Genomic DNA, 3,346 nt, shown 5'->3' with positions numbered 1-3,346 from the left:
TGTTGGCCGTCGTTGAAGATGACGATGTCGGCGTCATCGGTGTTGATGACGATGCACTGATGAGAACGCCCCGCTCGACTGTGGCGAGCGGGGCGTTTGTGATCTCGGTGACGGGATCCTCGTCGCGGTGACGTGGTCGTCGCCGTGGTGAAGCGGATCGGGTTCAGTCGGTTGCTGTTTCGCTGATGGCGATGCGGGCGGCTTTCTCCCCGACGATGGAGTGCCCGGCGGCGAACGCGGCCGTGAGCGCGTGCAGGGCGAGATTGTTGACCGCACGCGGATGTCCACGGGAGGCGTTGTGGATCAGGGTCATCGCGTCGTCGGCGAACAGCGCATCGGAGCGGCCGGCGATCTTGGTGTGATGCCCGATGTAGTCGGCGGTGTCGGCCGCTGTCATGCCGGGCAGGGTGTAGCGCACGGCGATGCGCTGATCCAACGCGGCCAGAACACCCAGACGCAGTCGGTGCCGCAGGGTGGGTTGCCCGACCAGGACCACGGCGAACGGTGAACCACTGTCCATGTCGTGGTTGGTCAGCAGCCGGATCGCTTCGAGTTGATGGTTGTCGAGCAGGTGGGCTTCATCGACGACTAACACGGGGTTGCGGCCACGTTCAGCGTGCTCGGCGGCCAAGGCGTCTGCGGCTTGGGGAGCCAGCCGGGCGGTGTGAAACGCCGGGGTGTGCCCGAGGGTGGCCACGATGTGGGTGAGCATGCCGCGCACCCCGATGGTGGGGTTGGCGAGGTAGATGATTACGTGCCGCGCCGGATCCAAGGAGGTGGCTGCCGCGCGGATCGCGACGGTTTTGCCAGCGCCGACTTCGCCGGTGATGACGCCGATGGCGCATTGGTCCACACACCAGCCGATGCGGGCGATCGCTTCGCTGTGGCCGGGGTGGCGGTGCAGCATCGACGGCGCCAGATCCCGCCCGAACGGCATCCGTGTGAAGCCCCAATGTGATTGCAACCGTTGAATACTCACGCCGACACCCCGTCCTCGAACTCGTCCTCGGTGGGAGCGAGGTCGGTGATCGAGAGCTGAGCGGCGACCTGGTCGCCGTCGGAGTCGGTTCCGTAGAGGGCGTGATAGCCGATACGTTCATCCTCACGCAGCTGCTCGTGATGGGCGGCAGCGGTCAACGCCAGGTAATCGATCCCCGTCGTTGCCGGCGGGGTCTCGACGGTCTCGGGTCGGGCTTTCGGGTGGGCATGGCGGCTGATGGTGTGCGGTGTCGCGGCACCGAAACTCTGGTCGCGGTGGCGGACCTCGACGGTCTGCAGGTCGAACGGGGAGAACACCAGCTCCACGCGGCGCCCGGCCAGGGCGGGGTCGACCTGGTAGGTGTTGGAATGCAGGGAGACGGTGGCGGTCTTGGTCACCACCCGAAATTCCGACCACAAGAACGCCTCGGTCAGATCCGCCGCCGTCGGCAACTCCGGAGTGTGACCAAGGCGGTCCCAGCCGGTGTCCCAGCGCTCCAGTGGGGATTGCCCGGTCTCGGTATGGGTGCGGCGGTGGTATTCGGTCTCGACCCAGGCCATGAACAGCCGGTTGAGCTCCAACAGCGCACCGGTGTGGTCGACCCCGGCGGCGGCGAGGTCCTCGGTGGTGGTGTCGGTGACCTCAACGAGGAACTGCCCACGCACGGTGCGGAAGAACCGTTCAATCTTGCCCCGTCCCTGCGGGCGCCCGGGCGCCGAATGTACCAGTCGGATACCGAGTTTCGCGCACGCCCGCAGCAGCCAGGCATCGACGAACGCCGAACCATTGTCGACATAAATCGAGGCTGGCACGCCGCGGGCGGCCAGCGCGGGTTTGAGCGCGGCCGCCAGACGCACGGTGTCCTCGGCGAACCCGAACCGGTGACCGACCACCAACCGAGAATGGTCGTCGAGGAAGGCGAACAGGTAGGTCTTGCGGTCACCGACCCGCGGACCGTGCAGAGCGTCGCCGACCCACAGTTCGTTGGGGTCGGCGGCTTCGAACCGGCCGAACACCTCCCTGGCGCCACCGGCGGCCGGGCCCATCAGCTCGCAGCGATGGAAATGGCGCAGCAGGGTCGATTCCGAGGGTGCCCATCCGGTCGCGGTGCGCAGGATGCGGGCCACCTGGGCGGTGGTGCGTGACGGATTCTCCCGCTTCAACGAGGCGGCCAGCTCCAGCACCCCGACATCGGTGCGGGTGGCCAGCCGGCGCGGCTCGGGCACCAACGCTTCGAACCCGCCGGCCCGGTAGCGACGGATCCAACGGTCCAGGGTGGCTCGCGCGATCTGGACCTGGGTGCCGAACGGGTCGATATGGCGACGTTCGGCGATCTCGCGGACCAGCCGACCCCGTTGGCGGGTCGATAACCCCTCGTCCAGCGCCGGGCAGATCAGCTGATACCGGAACAGTCCGATCGCTTGGGCCCGCTCCCGACGCTTGTGCTCCTCCAATGACACCGCAGTGCCCTCCTCGCAGTCGAAGGCCCTGCCCGAAACCAATGCCGGGCAGGTGCCTTCGCGAGGATCACCGATCACGCCGCGCCGCGTCAGAGGCAACTGGTGTTGCGTACCGGACCTACCGCATCCAGGACCAGCCCGGTGAGAGCAGCCGGCCGCCGCTGACCGCGACCAGCACCTGTGCCGGCGTCACCGCGCCCACCAATCCGGCCGGTCCGAACCGCTGCCGGATCGCCGCCGCCGCGGCGTTGACCGCCGCCACCACGTCACCCCAGGGACTGCTCCGCTCGTCGGGAATCGTCACATCGATCCCGACTCGAACCGCCACCATGAGGAACCGCGCCCGAACCGCCTCAAGTCGCCCGCCGGCCCGACGTAGCCAGCCGCGGACCGTGGCCGCCGGAACCCGCAACTGCTCAGCGATCTGCCGATACCCCTGCCCGTGGCCGCGCAGCGACAAAGACTCCCAAATCACCTGTGCCGCATAAGCCCTACGCAGCAACACCGTGACCGGCAACAACACATGGGTCACCAGACACGACCGGCACCGCGCCCGCCGCGGCCGAACCGCACCGGCCAGACCGACGACACGGCGAGTGCGGGCGAATCCCCAGCCGCCAAGAACACCCTGCGAGCACGCCGGGCAGCTGATCTGGCCAGCTGCCAACCGGGACTCGACGCAGACCAGATCAGCCTCTACCGTCACCATCAGTGCCTCCGTGCACTACAGCGCGGCACCCTGCGAGCCCGCCAAGACTTCGGCGGGGTGCCGCGCACCCATCAGTTCCTCATCACACTGATGGTGCACACCACCAAGCTCAAGCCGGCGGGCCACGCCACCGATCACATCGGCAAGATCAATGACGAATGGCCACCCCGTGATAGCCATCCAGAGAGACGGTCAACA

The 3,346-nt window shown here is 67.6% G+C and carries 3 protein-coding genes; all 3 read right to left on the bottom strand.

Annotated elements, in window-relative coordinates; genetic code table 11:
- Positions 1-163: 163 nt before the first annotated feature.
- Complete coding sequence (locus tag ACJH6I_RS31650; protein WP_226522213.1) at positions 164-937, bottom strand: ExeA family protein; 774 nt, start codon at positions 935-937, stop codon at positions 164-166.
- 38 nt (positions 938-975) lie between these two features.
- Positions 976-2,439: a DDE-type integrase/transposase/recombinase gene (locus tag ACJH6I_RS31645; protein ID WP_071289796.1), complete on the bottom strand. Its 1,464-nt coding sequence runs from the start codon at positions 2,437-2,439 to the stop codon at positions 976-978.
- A gap of 118 nt (positions 2,440-2,557) precedes the next feature.
- Positions 2,558-3,148, bottom strand: a complete 591-nt coding sequence (locus ACJH6I_RS31640) for a hypothetical protein (RefSeq protein ID WP_061000565.1) — start codon at positions 3,146-3,148, stop codon at positions 2,558-2,560.
- Between the last annotated feature and the right edge of the window lie 198 nt (positions 3,149-3,346).

It is taken from the genome of Mycobacterium sp. SMC-13, assembly GCF_045311035.1.
Taxonomy (GTDB): domain Bacteria; phylum Actinomycetota; class Actinomycetes; order Mycobacteriales; family Mycobacteriaceae; genus Mycobacterium.
The sequence above is the reverse complement of the archived record's forward strand: the minus strand, read 5'-3'. Positions and strand labels throughout refer to the sequence as shown.

Bases quoted from the DNA above. Each gene is read 5' to 3' on its own strand.
- ACJH6I_RS31640 (WP_061000565.1), bottom strand. From the start codon at position 3,148: ATGGTGACGGTAGAGGCTGATCTGGTCTGCGTCGAGTCCCGGTTGGCA.
- ACJH6I_RS31650 (WP_226522213.1), bottom strand. From the start codon at position 937: ATGCCGTTCGGGCGGGATCTGGCGCCGTCGATGCTGCACCGCCACCCC.